Raw genomic sequence first — 15,777 nt, 5'->3', positions numbered from 1 at the left:
ATTCTCGCGCCAGACCTGCAATTCGCGGTACCGCTTCATTCGCTATGCGTGGCCCGATGCCGGGTCTCTGTTATTCTAACAGCGAATTAAACTTCGCCAGCCACTGCGGATGCGCGGGCCAGGCGGGAGCCGTCACCAGGTTACCGTCTACATGGGCCTGATCGATGCCGATGGCGGCGTAGTGTCCGCCGCTGAGACGGACTTCAGGCGCGCAGGCCGGGTAGGCGCTACAGGTTCGTCCTTTCAGAATGCCCGCGGCAGCAAGCAGCTGTGGGCCGTGGCACACTGCGGCAATCGGCTTACGCGCGGCGTCAAATGCCTGTACCAGCTTTAAGACGTCCTCATTTAACCGCAGATACTCGGGCGCTCTCCCGCCGGGGATGAGCAGCGCGTCGTAGTCCTGCTCCTTTACAGTTGAAAAATCGGCGTTGAGGGTAAAGCGGTGACCGGGCTTTTCGCTGTAGGTCTGGGCGCCGTCAAAGTCATGGATTGCCGTCATGATGTAGTCGCCTTTCGGTTTGTCTGGGCAGACCGCATCCACCTGATGGCCAATCATCTGCAAAGCCTGAAAAGGCACCATGGTTTCGTAATCTTCGGCGTAATCGCCAACCAGCATCAGGATCTTCTTGCTCATCTTTCCTCACCTCTATCAATAAAGATGATTAAGATATAGCCTGGCGTGGCTGAATTGCCGGAAATAAAAAAGCCCGTCAGAGCACGGGCAACATAAGCAAATGAATAAGTGATTCGTTATCAACGTTGTTGGAGGATAACGCCGCGTATTTTACGCGGCTGTAAGGGAAGCAGATACCTGACATATTCGGTAGGTGAAACAAGCGATTAAACGTGCGTTACGGTGCGTCGAAGGTTGGGTAGAGGCTATTTTCCAGAAACTCGACGAGATACCAGATCTCACCGCTAAAAATAAACCAGAAGCCAAATATAATAAGGAGTAAAATAATTAAGGTGAGTATTATTTCTGTTTTTCCCATTGCGGCTTTTACCCACCTGACGCTAATTGATTCGAGGTGGGCATTGTAGCGGGGCTTTTCCGGATACTCCAGTTTCATGCCGCAAGGACTTTATTGCGTCCGTCATTTTTAGCGCGATACAGCGCATCGTCCACACGCTTAAACAGCTCGTCAATACTTTCACCCTGATTGTGCCGCGCTACGCCGATGCTGACGGTAAACCGCGGCAGGCCTGGAATCGTAATGCGGGCAACGGCTGCACGGACTGACTCGGCAATCTGCATCGCGGTGTCGAGAGAGGTGCGCGGCAGCAGGATAACGAACTCTTCGCCACCCCAGCGGAAGACCATATCTCCCTCCCGACTACAGGCTTCCAGCGTCCGGGAAAGGGCGATAAGCACCTCATCGCCTTTCAGATGGCCGAACAGGTCATTAATGTTTTTGAAATGGTCGGTATCCACCAGCAGCAGGCTAAATTGCTGCTGCGCGGGAAGTTTATTCAGATTGCTTTGATCGGTAATCGCGTAGAACTGGCGCCGGTTGAGTAACCCCGTCATGGAGTCACGTAACGCCGCATGTTCCAGCTCCTGCTCCAGCCTTTTTTGCTCGGTGATATCGTGGATGATGCACAGCATCAGCTTGTCACCGTAGATCTCAATGGGCCCGGCATACGTCTGAACGTGGCGGGTGGATCCATCGGCAAGGCGGTGAACAAAATTGAGCGGCTTGTGACCACCGGGCAGCGCGGCAATCGCAGTCATAATGGGCATCACATCTCGCCCCAGCGTATTGATTTCCCAGGTATGCTTACTGCACATGTCATCATGTGAATAACCATAAAAATTGAGCGCGGCCAGATTCGCATCGACGATTTGACCGTCGCGGGCCGGATCGATTAACAGCATTGGGGCGCTGTTGGTCAGAAAAAAGCGCGCATAAAAACCCTGTTTTTTCCGCCGGTAGGTAGCGGAACGGCTGGCCTTCAATCCTGAGAGTATTTGTTGGGAGATGCCCTCGAAAACAATCACATCGCCCCAGGGCGCGTAGTGGGCAAGCGAGAGGCGACAGCTTAACGGCGTATCCTGTCCATCCCGGTTCGTTGTCCAGATTTCGACGATCTCCTGCTCTGTTTTCAGTTCAGATACATACATCGACAGGACGGTTTGCGCACTGGCTGAATAGATCCCTTTGCGCAGGTCATCAAGCGTTTTATCTCCCATGATCTGCGTTGCGGCCACATTCGCAAAAATGATCTTTTCCAACACGGGTGAAACGAGCCACACGGGTGTTTTAATTACATTCAATGCATCAAAACAAGGTTGCGACATAGGCGTTTCCTGTTCATCGACAACATGTGCCTGACAATCATGACAGAATTGACTCGCGTGTACTCCCTTGAAACATACTCCACTTAACCCCGTCAGGCATGATTTTTTTGAGAAATAAATGCGGGGTCCGTTTGAATTTTATTAATGGGTATAATCTGTTTGTCTGAGTTTATCTGCAGCAGTAGCCACGGTACCTGTTCGGCAGGTAAGGGGCGGGAGAAAAGATATCCCTGCAGGTAATCGCAGCCGAGTCGGGTGAGAACCGCCTGCTGTTCTTCCGTCTCGATCCCTTCTGCCACCACATTCATCTCCATGGTCCGGGCGATACTGATAATGGTTTCAACCAGCTTGTAGCTTTTTTCATTTTCCAGCATCGACGTGACAAAGCTTCTGTCGATCTTGAGTTCTTTGGCCGGAAGCACGCTCAGCATCAGAAGGTTGGAATAGCCCGTCCCAAAATCATCAATCGAGACAACGATCCCCGCATGATTAAACGCATTGAGCAACTCAATGCTGCGGTCGAGATTTTTAAGCGCGGTGCTTTCCGTTACCTCAAGGATCAGGCGGGACGGAGACAAGCTATATTTTTCCAGCATCGACGAGATGATCTGGAAAATATCCGGCTGTTCAAACTGGATGGGGGATAGGTTGAGAGACAGCGTCCACTGGCTGAAGCCTTGCTCAGTCCAGAAATGAAGCTGTCGGCATGCCGCTTCAATGGCCCAGTTACCTACCGGAATAATTAAGCCCGTTTGTTCCAGGGAAGGGATAAACAGATTAGGCAGCACAACCCCTTGCTCAGGATGCCGCCAGCGCAGAAGGGCTTCAAAACCGTGAATGGTTTTCTCTCCCGCATGCCAGGTTGGCTGGTACCACAGTTCAAACTGATCGCGCTCAAGCGCCTGAGAAAGCTCCTGCAGGAAACCGGGTTTCGCCGGGATCGCTGTTGACATCTCGGTCCGGTAAATCGCCCAGCCGTTGCGGCCCTCTTCCTTGACGCGATGTAATGCTGCATCCGCCTTGAGCTTCAGCTCGTGCAGCGTTTCGCCGTCCTGAGGATAGAGGCTGACGCCCGCGCTGATCGTCGTGCTTAACGTATGTCCGCAGACGGACAGAGGGCGTCGCACATCTTCAAGCAGCGCGGTGAGCAGCGCGTTGAGCCTGTCGTCGTCACATTCCGGCACCAGCAGGATAAAGGCGTCGCCTCCCAGCCTTGCCAGGGTCATCTCGCGCGTGAGCCGGGCCGTGATGCGCTGCGCGACCGTGATCAATAGCTCATCACCGACGCTGTGACCCCACGTATCGTTAACGCGTTTGAAGTGATCGACGTTCAGGAAAATAACCGCAAATGGCTTCTTGCTCAGCAGCGCGCTGCGCAGACAATCCTGCATGCGGAGATCCATCTGGTGGCGGTTTGCGAGCCCGGTGAGCGCGTCAAAACGCGCCTGTAGCTCAAGCTGGCGGTTGAGCTGATGCAGATTATCCGTCAGCCGGCTGGTGCGCCGGTGGGAATCGATCAGCGAAATGATTAACATCACGCCGAGCAGGCAGAGCGTGGTGACCGACACCCAGATGGATAACCCCAGCTCGCCGATCCCGCCCGGGAGGGTATGCGCCATTTCCTGAAACCGCGCGGCACTCATGCCGGTATAGTGCATCGCACAAATGGCGGCACCCATGATGAAGGCCGCGAGAATGCGATTGATAAAGACGCCTTTGTGTTTATCCCGCAGGCGGAAAGCCAGCCACAGCGCCGTGCCGGAGGCAACAACGGCAATAACCACGGACAACCCCACGAGGCGGCGATCCCAGATGATGCTGCCATCCAGCATCAGGGCCGCCATACCGATGTAGTGCATCGACACCACGCCAGCGCTCAGGATTGCCGTGGCAAAGATCAGTCGAAAGGGAGAAAGTTTTTTGCCCGCGACGGCAATATTAAGTGCCGTGGCTGATGCAACTACCGCGACACCCAGTGACGCAAGGGTTAACCAGAGGTCGTAGCTCATCATCATGGGCATTTGCATCGACAGCATGCCGATAAAGTGCATCGACCAAATGCCAATGCCCAGCGTGACCCCACCGGCAATGCGCCAGAACAGGGCAGCCTTTCGGCTGGAGAGGGGGATCTTTCCGGCGCTGTCCAGCGCCACAAAGGAGGCGATAAACGCCACCAGATAAGAGATAGCGATTAACACAGGGTCCCACGATATATTGAGCATTATGCAATCCCACGCCTGAGAGGGTTACCGATTTCGCCTGCCGGGTACATCTTTATCGGGCAACGAACATGCGCATTCAAACCATATTAGTTATTTATCGTGAAAAATGACCAGTCATATTAATACTCTAAAACTTATTAAGAATATAAAATATATTCTCTTGTTAATATATTAAGCATTGCTAAACAAGAACGAATAACAGTAGCAAAGCTCCTTAAATATGAGGGCGATCGTGTCGTCTCACCGCGGGCGATACTATCGCTTAACATGGCTGGAGACCAGTATCACAGCATGCTGAGCAAAACATTTTCACTAATACGCTCTTTTTATCTGACTTAACGTAAATCTCAGGATGCTAACGGCGAAACAAAAAACAAGCGTTGTTTGCGATGAAAAACTTCCGGGCCAATGCTATAAGTCTAAGTGCCGACCAAAATATAAAACGTGGGTATTATCATGCTAAGAAATATTAGTGTAAGGACCTTTATTATCGGGTTCCTTTTCTCTCTTTTTTTGGTAAGTGCAGGTGTCGTTGTTCTATTTTCCAGCAATACGTCTCTCTTTATTTCGCTTAATGTCATCAATTTCGTTGCGCTATTTTTGCTCTGGGTCTATATGACGAAGTATCTTGTGACGCCGATCAATACGGTGAAGAGAAGTATTGAGGAGGTGACCGCAGGTAACCTTGGCGTCTCTATCCCAGAATTTGGCAATAACTGCGCGGGCCGGCTCATCCCCGGCATTAACAGCCTTTCCGGCAATATTGCGACGCTGGTGCGTGAGATCAGGGCGTCATCGCAAACCGCCATGACCTTATCGGATCAACTTTCGGCACGTAGCGCTCAGCTATCGGTGAAAACCGAGCAGCAGTCCGCGTCTTTGGTGCAAACCGCAGCCAGCATGGAGCAAATGGCCGCGAGCACCAAAAACAATGCCGATAACACCCGCCTGGCGAGCGAGCAGGCAAATGTGGCGACGTTACAGGCGCGTAAGGGCGGCGAGCTGATGGGGCAGGTCGCCAGCAATATGCAGTCCATTACCGAATGCGCGCAGCAGATGACGGAGATTATTTCGCTCATTGACGGCATTGCGTTCCAGACAAATATCCTGGCGCTCAACGCGGCCGTGGAGGCGGCAAGGGCGGGCGATCATGGCAAGGGTTTTTCTGTCGTCGCGGAAGAGGTAAGAAACCTGGCACACCGCAGCGCGGAGGCCGCGAAGAATATCAAAACGCTGATTGAAGTCACCAGCAGTAACGTCACGCAGGGAGCCAGCGTTGTGTCACAGGCAGAGAAAAACATGCATGAAATCGTGACCGGATCGGGAAATGTCAGCCGCTTAATGGACGACATTTCCGCGTCAACGTCAGAGCAGGAGAAAGGCATTTCTCAGATTACCCTGGCGCTATCGGAGCTGGAGCGGGTCACACAAAGTAACGTGGCAATGGCAGAGGAACTCAACGGTTCGTCTGATGTACTGCGTAATCAGGTGATTGAGCTGCAGACCCGAACGCGTAATTTCAGGCTCGATCAGTCATCCTTGTCCTCATCACCTGGCGGCTCGCCATCCTTCCTCCAGCGGCCAGAGCACTCTCTCTGACAGCACCTCAAAGCCTGGCATGCCAGGCTTTTTTCATGCCTCCGCCTGGTATGTACAATTCCTGAGCGATTTCAGCGCGATGGGATACATAGTTGTTGCTTAACCCCTGATGAAAGCTAGACTGACACCGAAGAGCTAAAAAGGTGGAGGCGCTGTGGAAAGCATTAAAGGATCTGAACTAAACGTTCCAGACGCAGTTTTTGCGTGGGTGCTGGATGGTCGCGGCGGTGCGCGACAGCTGGAAGATAATGATGTGATCGATAGTGCGCATCCCTGCTGGCTACATCTGAACTACACCCACCCGGACAGCGCTGACTGGCTGGCCTCGACGCCGCTCTTGCCCAATAACGTGCGCGATGCGCTGGCGGGTGAAAGCCTGCGGCCCCGCGTGAGCAGAATGGGTGACGGGACGCTGATCACCCTGCGCTGCATTAACGGCAGCACGGATGAACGCCCGGATCAGCTGGTTGCGATGCGTGTATACATGGACGACGGGCTCATTGTGTCGACCCGCCAGCGAAAAGTTCTGGCGCTGGATGACATCGTCAACGATCTGAAAGAGGGCACCGGGCCGGTCGACTGCGGCAGCTGGCTGGTGGACGTCTGCGACGCCCTTACCGATCATGCGAGTGAATTTATTGAAGAGCTGCACGACAAAATCATCGACCTGGAAGATAACCTGCTCGATCAGCAGATCCCGCCGCGCGGTTTTCTGGCCTTATTGCGTAAGCAGTTGATTGTGATGCGCCGCTACATGACGCCGCAGCGCGACGTGTATGCGCGTCTTGCCAGCGAAAGGCTCGCCTGGATGAATGACGATCAGCGACGCAGAATGCAGGATATTGCCGACAGGCTGGGGCGCGGGCTGGACGAGATTGATTCCTGTATTGCCAGAACGGCGGTGATGGCGGACGAAATCGCGCAGGTGATGCAGGAGTCGCTGTCGAGAAGAACCTATACGATGTCCCTGATGGCGATGGTGTTTTTACCCAGCACGTTTCTTACCGGGCTGTTTGGCGTGAATCTGGGTGGAATTCCGGGTGGCGCTTATCGCTACGGCTTTACCGCGTTTTGCGTGATGTTAGTTGTTTTGATTGGTGGTGTTGCATGGTGGTTGCATCGTAGTAAATGGCTGTAAATTTACGCTTTTTCCAGCTTTCAACGGGATCAAAACGCTCTTTTAATTGAGCGAAGTCAATAAACATCTACCCCGTAAGGTGCAATATTACTCCCGCAGGTGAATGCAACGTCAAGCGATGGGCGTTGCGCTCCATATTGTCTTACTTCCTTTTTTGAATTACTGCATAGCACAATTGATTCGTACGACGCCGACTTCATAGTCGGCTTTTTTTTGCCTCCTGATTCCCAGCGTCTACCCTAAAAGGGACGACAGCAAATTCTGGAGGGAATGATGAGCATCCTGAACGCTCTGCTACTGCAACAATCGCGTCAATCCGATCCCGTCCCCACCGATCCGGTGCCAATGCCCGATCCCATCCCGCGTCCGCAGCCGATGCCCGACCCGCCGCCAGATCAAGAACCGATTAAATTGTCGCATCGAACCGCGAGATCTGCGAGGATACGCGCCATCTGACCGCAAAGATGACCACGAGAGACTACTGTGACCGCTTTTTCTACCCTGAATGTTCTGCCCGCCGCCCAACTCGATAACCTCAACGAGTTGGGTTACCTCACGATGACGCCTGTTCAGGCGGCCGCGTTGCCCGCCATCCTTGAGGGCCGTGACGTGCGCGTGCAGGCGAAAACGGGCAGCGGGAAAACGGCGGCATTTGGCCTTGGCCTGTTGCAGCATATCGATGCGGCGCTTTTTCAGACCCAGTCTCTGGTGCTGTGCCCGACCCGCGAACTGGCAGACCAGGTCGCGGGTGAACTGCGTCGCCTGGCGCGTTTCCTGCCAAACACCAAGATTTTAACCCTCTGTGGCGGACAGCCGTTCGGCGCGCAGCGTGATTCACTTCAGCATGCGCCGCACATTATTGTCGCAACGCCCGGCCGCCTGCTGGATCACCTGCAAAAAGGCACCGTCTCGCTGGATGCGTTACAAACGCTGGTGATGGACGAGGCAGACAGGATGCTGGATATGGGCTTCAGCGATGCGATTGACGAGGTGATCCGTTTCGCCTCGGCCGATCGTCAGACGCTGCTGTTCTCCGCGACCTGGCCGGAGGCCATCGCCGCCATCAGCGGGCGCGTGCAGAAAAATCCGCTCACCATTGAAATCGACAGCGTAGATGCGCTGCCCGCTATCGAGCAGCAGTTCTTTGAAACCTCGCAGCAGGGGAAAATTTCGCTCCTGCAGAAACTGCTGAGCCAGCATCAGCCTGCGTCCTGCGTGGTGTTCTGTAATACCAAAAAAGACTGTCAGTCGGTCTGTGACGCCCTGAATGCCGCCGGCCAGAGCGCATTGTCTCTGCATGGCGATCTGGAACAGCGCGATCGCGATCAGACGCTGGTCCGCTTCGCTAACGGCAGCGCCCGCGTTCTTGTCGCAACCGACGTCGCTGCGCGCGGTCTGGATATTAAATCCCTGGAGCTGGTGGTGAACTTTGAGCTGGCGTGGGATCCTGAAGTGCACGTGCACCGTATTGGCCGTACCGCGCGCGCGGGAAACAGCGGTCTGGCGATCAGCTTCTGCGCGCCGGAAGAGGCGCAGCGCGCCAACATTCTCTCTGAGATGCTGCAGATTAAGCTGAACTGGATGAATGCCCCTGCTGGCGTCAGCCTGGTGCCGCTGGAGGCTGAAATGGCGACGCTGTGCATTGATGGCGGTAAAAAAGCCAAGATGCGTCCAGGTGACGTATTAGGGGCGCTGACCGGGGATGTGGGTCTGGACGGGGCGGATATCGGCAAGATTGCGGTCCATCCGGCGCATGTCTACGTAGCGGTTCGCCAGGCGGTAGCCAATAAGGCATGGAAGCAGCTGCAAAACGGGAAAATTAAGGGTAAAACCTGTCGCGTACGTCTGCTGAAATAAAGAATGAAGCGTCTCAGAAGGTGTTTCTGAGACGCTAATCGCTTACTTCACTTCAAGCACGTTGAGACGCAGCTCTTCAAACTGATTGTCATCTTCTTCCGGCTGCCAGCCCGCTGGCTGCATGTGAATATCTTCCCGATCAAACGCCAGGTCTCCGCCGTTCACGACTTCTGACTCGTGGTTGATGCCTTTAAAGTCGAACAGCTCCACATCCGCGAGATGGGAAGGGACAACGTTTTGCATCGCGCTGAACATGGTTTCGATACGCCCTGGATAACGCTTATCCCAGTCGCGCAGCATGTCGCCAATTACCTGACGCTGCAGGTTCGGCTGAGAGCCGCACAGGTTACATGGAATGATCGGGAAACCTTTAGCCTGAGAAAAACGCTCAATGTCTTTTTCGCGGCAGTAGGCGAGAGGGCGGATCACAATGTGCTTGCCGTCATCGCTCATCAGCTTAGGCGGCATGCCTTTCATCTTGCCGCCGTAGAACATATTGAGGAACAGCGTTTGCAGGATATCGTCGCGGTGATGGCCCAGCGCAATTTTGGTCGCGCCCAGCTCCGTCGCGGTACGATACAAAATGCCGCGGCGCAGGCGAGAGCAGAGTGAGCAGGTGGTTTTCCCCTCAGGGATTTTCTCTTTCACAATGCCGTAGGTGTTTTCTTCGACGATTTTGTACTCAACGCCCAGCTTCTCGAGGTATTCCGGCAGAATGTGCTCCGGGAAGCCCGGCTGTTTCTGGTCAAGGTTGACCGCCACCAGGGAAAATTTCACCGGTGCGCTTTGCTGAAGATTACGCAGGATCTCCAGCATGGTATAGCTGTCTTTACCCCCTGACAGGCAAACCATGATGCGGTCACCTTCTTCAATCATGTTGAAGTCTGCAATGGCTTCGCCCACGTTACGGCGCAGTCGCTTTTGCAGTTTATTCAGGTTGTATTGCTCTTTTTTGTTAATCTCTTGATTCTGTTGCATTTAGTACTACCTTCGGAGCCAGCAGGGGCAAACATTGTATGCCGCGTATGGTACGGATTCCGGCGGCGAATACCAGCACGTTTTACAGCTGCGTTAAATCTGGAGCCCTATAATGATTCACATCATGCAGGCTTAAGGGTAATGGCTAGTGATGCCGGGGTGATGCGTTATATCGACAAGGGTAGCTTTAAAAAGCCTGACAAACCTGGGAGGGCATCAGAAGGGTGCAGGCTCGCTGGGATAAGTATCACTTTTATCTCAGCTTACAGCACCTCAACCAATTCAAATTCTTCCGCGATCAGTTCCATATCTTCAGAAAAATGGCCTTCGCGGAAGAAAAATCGCTGATGCTCTTTCTGCCAGTATTCAAGGCTTAAATCGCCTTCACCCTCTTTGCGAGCGAATTCTTCATTTACATCGCAAAAACGCACCAGCCGCATTGAAACCAGCCGGATCACACAGACCGGGACATTCTGGCCATCAAGAATTATGTTGTAGCTCCCCATCCGCGGAGCAGACACATCCTGCGCGTACGAGGCAAAAGATCCGCAGGTGGCCGTTTTGATTCCTTTTTTAATAAGGTCAGCAAGCACGCTCGCCATTTCCGGGCCGTCACCCATTTGCCAGGCCACTGCGCCTGGGTACTTCATTTTTAATTCTTCAACCTGAACCATTCAAATCCCTTCTTAACTCTTAACCAAAAAAATCGGAATAGCGGTTTTAGCATAAACCCCCTCGACTGTAGAAGCATAGTCGCCTTTCCTTGCATTTTTAGTTCAGGTGGGAAGGAAAACAAAGCGTTGCGCGTATTGCCCTGGTAAATATATCCTTACGAGGTTATCTGTGTGGTGAATCTGCTGTCTGCAGCCAGGCGCGTGGCTTTGAATATCAGTAACGAGTCACCTGGATGCAACCAGCACCACGCTTTTTCTTAAAATTTTATCCCATTGGAAGGGTTTAACGTGTTCAAGCTTATTTCATCTCTACTGGCAATTTTCCAGCTGTCAGGCTGTAGCTCCGATCTGGTTCTCAGTCCACCTAAGCAACCCGAATACAAGTCAATGCCTGAAATAACCCAGTCTGTGACGCCAACGCAACAGCGTGCCATCATGGCCGGCGAGCGGCCAGACTGGTCAGAAAGAACCCCGATCAATACAATAAAGCGATATTAATAGACACTTATCCACCAGGGCTGCCGTTCGGCGGCCTTTTGTTTCCCCTGAATCTGGTTTACGAGAACTTTTCTGACGCCTGTCATGGTATTTATTACGTTATCAACCATGCTTAAGACGATGACAATTCAATCACTTCAGCATCGTTGAAGCGGCTACTTCACTTAAATCGAGAACCCTAAATGCGCCATGCATCTATCCCCGTAGCTGCAGCCACGACAATGTTTTTGCTCGGCGTTTTTATCATCAATTTACAGGTTTGGTATTCTGCACGGGTTGATAGCCTGGCAGAGGCGCACTATGTCGTGCGGAACATGAATGTTATTCTTAAAGAAGCTCGTCATGCGACTGAGATGGCAATGCAACTTGCCGAGAATGAGTGTGATGCTGAAGGGCAATATCGGCTGGGCACCGAGGCGGCATTACAGCCTCACCTGAGAACGATCGTTATTCTGAAAAATGATGCGGTCTGGTGCTCCTCGTTACCGGGAAACCGCGTATTGTTGGTCAACAGCTCAGTGCTGCCTGAGTCATCATTGCTCCTCGTCCCTTCGGCCAGTACCGTCAACGGTCTTCCGGTTCTCTTATACCAGACAATTCACGCCGGAAGCCGAATCATCGTTAGCATCAGCGATAGCCATATCCGGGATGCGCTGGATATGCCATTAAATGGCGTAGAATATTCCCTGAGAGTAGGCAATACCCTTTTAGGTCTGACAGGCGATGTGACGGCGGCAGACCCTACGAAGAAAGAGGTATTAATGGTAAAAGCCTCTAATTATCCTTTCTCGGTACAATTCAACTCTCCACCTCTTTTTAGTCTTAAGAGATTATTCAATCGAGCCGGAGGCGTGGTGTTATTCCTGCTGATAATATCGTCTCTCTCTGCTTATATTCTTCAACGCTATATTTCTAAGGATGTTTCACCCGAAGAGTCACTGCGCATCGCCATTTACAGAAATGAAATTATTCCGTATTACCAACCCGTTGTGAGCGGCAAAGAGGGAACCTTACGGGGTGTGGAGGTGCTGGCCAGATGGAAGCATCCTCAATCAGGGTTTATTTCTCCCGCATCCTTCATTCCTCTTGCTGAGAAGTCCGGTTTAATTATTCCTTTGACTCAAAGCTTAATGAGGCAGGTTGCAATACACATGAATGCTATTGCGACATTGCTGCCAGAAGGCTTTCACGTAGGGATTAACTTCAGCGCTTCTCATATCGTTGCGCCCACCTTTGTTGAAGAGTGTCTCCACTACAAGCGCAGCTTCACTCAACAGGATCTTAACCTCGTCGTTGAGGTGACGGAGCGTGAACCGCTCGACATTGATGAACATCTCGTTAATACATTGAATGAGTTACATAGCAACGGATTTGCCATTGCGCTGGATGACTTTGGTACGGGTTATTCCGGTCTGTCCTATCTGCAGGATCTGCACATTGACTACATTAAAATCGACCAGAGCTTTGTTGCCAGGGTTAATGCGAATGAGGACTCAACCCTAATCCTTGATTCGGTACTGGAGTTGGCCAAAAAACTCTCAATTAGCATCGTGGCGGAAGGCGTTGAAACAGAAGAGCAACTTGATTACCTCACACGCAATCATATCCGGTTTTTACAGGGTTTTTTCTTTTACAAACCTCTTCCTTTCAAGGAACTGGTCAAAGTTCTCTTGTCGAAGCCAAAAGTTAAGATCAGGGTGGAATAATGTTTATTCGGTTGTTTCTGAGAAAATAAAAAGGGGGGACATCATCCCCCAAAAATGCAGACCATTATTGTTTTAACTACGGGAATATTTTGTTATGCATTGACCGGATGGTCAAATTAATTGTTTTCAACATTGTTTTGGGTGTTCTTAAACGAATGGATGACTTTGAATATTAGCTGGCTAACGTTTAATTTGACTTTAATCAATATTGTCGCGCCCTCTTTAGATTGATGGATGCAATGATTATTGTTTTGTTAAAACAATGCGCTTACGCTGTGTTTTCGACGTAAGATGTTTCAGGTTAATTTTTTAAGAAAAAAATGCTAGCGGTCAACGCATAATGAAATAATGCTTACTTATTACCGCAGTTTAAATGTTAACCAGTAAAGGCCCGGGGCGCAGTTTGCATTTTAGAATAGACGTCTCACTCTGAGATTTTCGTCAGTTAGCGTATAATGCGTCATCCAAAACCGCTAAACACTCCGTGGCTCGTGCTATGACCCTTAATCGCTTTTGTTATTTACTCCTGATTATCGCTGCGATCGGCAGCCTTCTTACTACCCATCCTCTGGTCATGTGGTTTCTGGCGATCAACGTGATGACGTTGTTCATGTATGGCGCCGATAAAATGGCGGCGCGGAAGGGGATGCGCAGGGTTCCGGAAGCGACATTGCTGGTATTTGGCGTGACAGGTGGCTGGCCTGGCGCCATTGTCGGCCAACAACTCTTTCGCCATAAAACCCAAAAGCAGCCCTTCAAAAGCTACTTTTTCATCAGCGTCGTCGTCAGCATCGCCATGATGGCGGCCGTTTATCATTTTTCTTCTTATTCTCTTTTATGAGCGTTGGCAGGGACTGCTGACGGTAAGGCATATCTTTAATTTACTCCTCCGTCACTGCCAATAGTAGTAGGACTATTCTTAAGTGGTTGCTGTTTTTAGCACAATCTGAATAATACGTGCAACAACACGGACGACAACATCCCATGAAAATAGAATCTCTTATTCTGGCAGTGCTGGTGCTCTTTTCTGCGCCTTCCTGGTCTGCTTTTCAGGAGCGGGAATATAATACCTGGTATATAAAAAATGCGGTTCTTTATGATATGACACAGACCTCGGAAGGTTTCCCGGTCATGGTGAGTGTCTCCCAGCCAGGAAGAAAATCCGCTAATTTACTGGTGTCCTATATTACTGAAGGCCGTTGCGGTGAGAAAAACCTGCCGCTAAATGTGAATGGTAAAGTACTGCCCGCCAAATATTATTGTGTTCAGGTAGGACAAAACAGAATTGAACATTTTTCAGTGGTTGATGCGGACAGCGTCAATAGCATGGTGACGCATTTAAAATCCGATTTCACGATCCTCCTGCAAAACGATATCAAGATTTGGGCTGCAAACATCAAAACGCCAAAATATGGACTGGCGCCGAGATTCTAACTATGAAATGCCTGTATTACGACAGGCATTTTTTTTTGGGGATGTAACGCAATCATTTTTAAGTTAATAGTTTTAATGCATTACTATTAAACATTGAAGGTAAGTGGCCTTGGTTTTTTACGTATTTAAACGGACTGTATGCTAAACGGTACAAAACCTCATAAATAATCCTTTCTGACGTTATGGATAAAGCTCATTACCAGACTTACGCTTGCTAGCGGCGTTTTAGTTGTTCAACACATCTTTACTGGTAAGGAGCAGAAAATGTCGCAACGTAATAGTCTGGATTTACTAAGCCGTAAAGAAGGAATGTGTCTGTTAGAGCAAAGCATGGGTTTTGTCTGGCAGGCAGCGCTTCGGGCGGTCGCGGTCTTAGGCGTCGCAGATCGTCTGGTTGAAGGAAAAAAATCCGTCAAACAACTGGCGAAAGAGTTGAATGTCGACGCTGAATATCTTCATCGAATCATGCGCTTAGTGTCTTCTCGTGGAGTTTTCAACGAATTATCCGAAGCTGAATACAGTCTTAGCCATTCAGCACAATTCCTCTGTTCTGAGCATGAATTTTCCTTGCGTGCGGCGGTGCTCATGCTGACTGACCAAACATTCTGGCAGCCAGCGGCTAAAATGGATGAGATATTGCAAGGTAAACCTGTTTTTAATGAATTGTTTGGTAAGCCTTTTTACGACTACTGGCAGCATGACGATAGGGGATCTGAAAGCAACGTTTTTCATGCCGGTATGGCCTCTATGTCATCCGTAGAGAATGAGGTCATTGCAGATAGCTATTCGTTCCCTCAAAACGCTGTCGTTGCCGATATCGCCGGTGGGTTGGGTAACTTATTGCTGACCGTTTTACGTCGAAATCCGACCTTAACGGGGATCCTTTTCGATCAAAAAGACGTGCTTGAGCGAAATCGACTGCACCTGTTAAAGGATAATCGTCGATGGGAGACCATTGAGGGCAGCTTTTTTGAAGCCTGTCCTGTAGCGGACATTTACCTGCTTAAATACATTTTGATGGACTGGCCTGATGAGAAGGCCATTCAGATCCTTCAATGCTGCAGAACGGCTATGAAAGAAAACGCCCGACTATTAATTTTTGAGCCGCTTATTAAAAAAGAAAATAATGAGCTGGGACGATTTGAAATTGACCTTCTTCTGTTAACAAGCTTTGATGGCGGACGTACACGAACAGAGTCTGAGTATCAGCACTTGTTTGAGCAGACCAATCTGAAGTTGAACAAAATAATAGACACCCGTTCGTATCTGTCGATTTTAGAAGTCGTACCTGTCTGAACTGTTTAAATAACATTCACAGAGCATGCGTCCCGCATTCCGTTTTACCGTATTCCTGCTACGCTTGTTTGTTGTA

The 15,777-nt window shown here is 50.7% G+C and carries 14 protein-coding genes and 1 pseudogene; 8 read left to right on the top strand and 7 right to left on the bottom strand.

Annotated elements, in window-relative coordinates; genetic code table 11:
• Positions 1 to 70 precede the first annotated feature (70 nt).
• From EnteroDNA1_RS04070 to EnteroDNA1_RS04055, 4 genes are all read right to left on the bottom strand, one after another.
• On the bottom strand, positions 71 to 634 hold the full coding sequence (locus EnteroDNA1_RS04070) for a DJ-1/PfpI family protein (protein ID WP_069302908.1): 564 nt from the start codon (positions 632 to 634) through the stop codon (positions 71 to 73).
• 217 nt (positions 635 to 851) lie between these two features.
• Positions 852 to 992 (bottom strand): Ecr family regulatory small membrane protein, encoded by a 141-nt coding sequence (locus EnteroDNA1_RS22285; protein WP_021240268.1) that lies wholly within the window; start codon positions 990 to 992, stop codon positions 852 to 854.
• A 74-nt stretch (positions 993 to 1,066) separates the two neighbouring features.
• Positions 1,067 to 2,299, bottom strand: coding sequence for a sensor domain-containing diguanylate cyclase (locus EnteroDNA1_RS04060; protein ID WP_069302907.1), 1,233 nt, complete (start codon positions 2,297 to 2,299; stop codon positions 1,067 to 1,069).
• A 92-nt stretch (positions 2,300 to 2,391) separates the two neighbouring features.
• On the bottom strand, positions 2,392 to 4,521 hold the full coding sequence (locus EnteroDNA1_RS04055; protein WP_069302906.1) for a putative bifunctional diguanylate cyclase/phosphodiesterase: 2,130 nt from the start codon (positions 4,519 to 4,521) through the stop codon (positions 2,392 to 2,394).
• Positions 4,522 to 4,977: 456 nt separating this feature from the next.
• Here EnteroDNA1_RS04055 and EnteroDNA1_RS04050 point away from each other — a divergent pair, with 456 nt between their 5' ends.
• The 4 genes from EnteroDNA1_RS04050 to dbpA all read left to right on the top strand — a co-directional run bounded on the left by EnteroDNA1_RS04050 (position 4,978) and on the right by dbpA (position 9,115).
• Positions 4,978 to 6,120, top strand: a complete 1,143-nt coding sequence (locus tag EnteroDNA1_RS04050) for a methyl-accepting chemotaxis protein (RefSeq protein WP_069302905.1) — start codon at positions 4,978 to 4,980, stop codon at positions 6,118 to 6,120.
• Positions 6,121 to 6,274: 154 nt separating this feature from the next.
• A complete protein-coding gene (zntB, locus tag EnteroDNA1_RS04045) occupies positions 6,275 to 7,258 on the top strand; it encodes a zinc transporter ZntB (RefSeq protein ID WP_069302904.1) in 984 nt (327 codons plus the stop codon).
• Between the two features lie 273 nt (positions 7,259 to 7,531).
• Positions 7,532 to 7,714, top strand: a complete 183-nt coding sequence (gene ynaL, locus EnteroDNA1_RS22620) for a proline-rich small protein YnaL (protein ID WP_071786533.1) — start codon at positions 7,532 to 7,534, stop codon at positions 7,712 to 7,714.
• Between the two features lie 27 nt (positions 7,715 to 7,741).
• Complete coding sequence (gene dbpA / locus EnteroDNA1_RS04040) at positions 7,742 to 9,115, top strand: ATP-dependent RNA helicase DbpA (RefSeq protein WP_064672629.1); 1,374 nt, start codon at positions 7,742 to 7,744, stop codon at positions 9,113 to 9,115.
• A 42-nt stretch (positions 9,116 to 9,157) separates the two neighbouring features.
• Here dbpA and ttcA read toward each other — a convergent pair whose 3' ends face one another.
• The 3 genes and pseudogenes from ttcA to EnteroDNA1_RS04030 form a co-directional block, all read right to left on the bottom strand.
• Positions 9,158 to 10,093, bottom strand: coding sequence for a tRNA 2-thiocytidine(32) synthetase TtcA (gene ttcA / locus EnteroDNA1_RS04035; protein WP_069302903.1), 936 nt, complete (start codon positions 10,091 to 10,093; stop codon positions 9,158 to 9,160).
• Between the two features lie 35 nt (positions 10,094 to 10,128).
• Positions 10,129 to 10,200 (bottom strand): annotated as a pseudogene (locus tag EnteroDNA1_RS22525) (hypothetical protein); the annotation flags it as partial.
• A gap of 156 nt (positions 10,201 to 10,356) precedes the next feature.
• Complete coding sequence (locus EnteroDNA1_RS04030) at positions 10,357 to 10,767, bottom strand: ASCH domain-containing protein (protein ID WP_063439764.1); 411 nt, start codon at positions 10,765 to 10,767, stop codon at positions 10,357 to 10,359.
• A 680-nt stretch (positions 10,768 to 11,447) separates the two neighbouring features.
• Here EnteroDNA1_RS04030 and EnteroDNA1_RS04025 point away from each other — a divergent pair.
• The 4 genes from EnteroDNA1_RS04025 to EnteroDNA1_RS04010 all read left to right on the top strand — a co-directional run bounded on the left by EnteroDNA1_RS04025 (position 11,448) and on the right by EnteroDNA1_RS04010 (position 15,701).
• The gene (locus EnteroDNA1_RS04025) at positions 11,448 to 12,971 is read left to right on the top strand and encodes an EAL domain-containing protein (protein ID WP_069302902.1); all 1,524 of its coding nucleotides are present in this window, start codon (positions 11,448 to 11,450) and stop codon (positions 12,969 to 12,971) included.
• A gap of 496 nt (positions 12,972 to 13,467) precedes the next feature.
• Positions 13,468 to 13,812 (top strand): DUF1294 domain-containing protein, encoded by a 345-nt coding sequence (locus EnteroDNA1_RS04020; RefSeq protein ID WP_058841015.1) that lies wholly within the window; start codon positions 13,468 to 13,470, stop codon positions 13,810 to 13,812.
• A gap of 143 nt (positions 13,813 to 13,955) precedes the next feature.
• Positions 13,956 to 14,405: a hypothetical protein gene (locus EnteroDNA1_RS04015; protein WP_064672626.1), complete on the top strand. Its 450-nt coding sequence runs from the start codon at positions 13,956 to 13,958 to the stop codon at positions 14,403 to 14,405.
• 264 nt (positions 14,406 to 14,669) lie between these two features.
• On the top strand, positions 14,670 to 15,701 hold the full coding sequence (locus EnteroDNA1_RS04010; protein WP_048979168.1) for a methyltransferase: 1,032 nt from the start codon (positions 14,670 to 14,672) through the stop codon (positions 15,699 to 15,701).
• Positions 15,702 to 15,777 lie beyond the last annotated feature (76 nt).

The organism is Enterobacter sp. HK169 (assembly GCF_001719105.1).
Lineage (GTDB): Bacteria > Pseudomonadota > Gammaproteobacteria > Enterobacterales > Enterobacteriaceae > Enterobacter > Enterobacter asburiae_B.
This window is presented reverse-complemented; position numbering and strand designations above follow the sequence as displayed.

What these genes read in the sequence shown, in the direction of transcription:
- EnteroDNA1_RS04070 (WP_069302908.1), bottom strand. Translation starts at nt 634, where the DNA reads ATGAGCAAGAAGATCCTGATGCTGGTTGGCGATTACGCCGAAGATTAC.
- EnteroDNA1_RS22285 (WP_021240268.1), bottom strand. Translation starts at nt 992, where the DNA reads ATGGGAAAAACAGAAATAATACTCACCTTAATTATTTTACTCCTTATT.
- EnteroDNA1_RS04060 (WP_069302907.1), bottom strand. Translation starts at nt 2,299, where the DNA reads ATGTCGCAACCTTGTTTTGATGCATTGAATGTAATTAAAACACCCGTG.
- EnteroDNA1_RS04055 (WP_069302906.1), bottom strand. Translation starts at nt 4,521, where the DNA reads ATGCTCAATATATCGTGGGACCCTGTGTTAATCGCTATCTCTTATCTG.
- EnteroDNA1_RS04050 (WP_069302905.1), top strand. Translation starts at nt 4,978, where the DNA reads ATGCTAAGAAATATTAGTGTAAGGACCTTTATTATCGGGTTCCTTTTC.
- ynaL (WP_071786533.1), top strand. Translation starts at nt 7,532, where the DNA reads ATGAGCATCCTGAACGCTCTGCTACTGCAACAATCGCGTCAATCCGAT.
- ttcA (WP_069302903.1), bottom strand. Translation starts at nt 10,093, where the DNA reads ATGCAACAGAATCAAGAGATTAACAAAAAAGAGCAATACAACCTGAAT.
- EnteroDNA1_RS04030 (WP_063439764.1), bottom strand. Translation starts at nt 10,767, where the DNA reads ATGGTTCAGGTTGAAGAATTAAAAATGAAGTACCCAGGCGCAGTGGCC.
- EnteroDNA1_RS04025 (WP_069302902.1), top strand. Translation starts at nt 11,448, where the DNA reads ATGCGCCATGCATCTATCCCCGTAGCTGCAGCCACGACAATGTTTTTG.
- EnteroDNA1_RS04020 (WP_058841015.1), top strand. Translation starts at nt 13,468, where the DNA reads ATGACCCTTAATCGCTTTTGTTATTTACTCCTGATTATCGCTGCGATC.
- EnteroDNA1_RS04015 (WP_064672626.1), top strand. Translation starts at nt 13,956, where the DNA reads ATGAAAATAGAATCTCTTATTCTGGCAGTGCTGGTGCTCTTTTCTGCG.
- EnteroDNA1_RS04010 (WP_048979168.1), top strand. Translation starts at nt 14,670, where the DNA reads ATGTCGCAACGTAATAGTCTGGATTTACTAAGCCGTAAAGAAGGAATG.